The sequence below is a fragment of the Achromobacter sp. Marseille-Q0513 genome (genome assembly GCF_018195695.1).
Lineage (GTDB): Bacteria > Pseudomonadota > Gammaproteobacteria > Burkholderiales > Burkholderiaceae_B > Achromobacter.
The window spans coordinates 1-357 of sequence record NZ_JAGTJY010000625.1; the positions used below are offsets into that span (position 1 = coordinate 1).

The window sequence follows — 357 nt, forward strand, 5'->3', positions numbered from 1 at the left end:
CGCGCATGGTGTCCAGAACAGCCTTGTGTTCCGTCTTCACCGTGATCAGGTGCATGCCCCTGCCGCGATAGAACTGTGCCGCTCCCTTGATCGCCAGGTTGTCCGACTCGGTGGCGCCCGAGGTCCACACGATCTCGCGCGGATCCGCCCCGACCAGATCAGCGACCTGGGCGCGAGCCAGTTCGACGGCCTCCTCGGCCTGCCAGCCCCAGGCATGCGTGCGCGATGCAGGATTGCCGTAGCTCTCGCACAGCCAGGGCAGCATGGCCTGCACAACGCGCGGGTCCACCGGCGTGGTGGCTCCGTGATCCAGATAGATGGGCATGTGGGGAGTCATTTAAGCTCACACAAGTAGCT

General features: G+C 64.7%; 1 protein-coding gene. It reads right to left on the reverse strand.

The genetic code is table 11. The features are described from left to right. Positions 1-337: aminotransferase class V-fold PLP-dependent enzyme (locus tag KDH83_RS32045; protein WP_212323240.1), on the reverse strand; the 337-nt coding region annotated here is incomplete at its 3' end. Between the last annotated feature and the right edge of the window lie 20 nt (positions 338-357).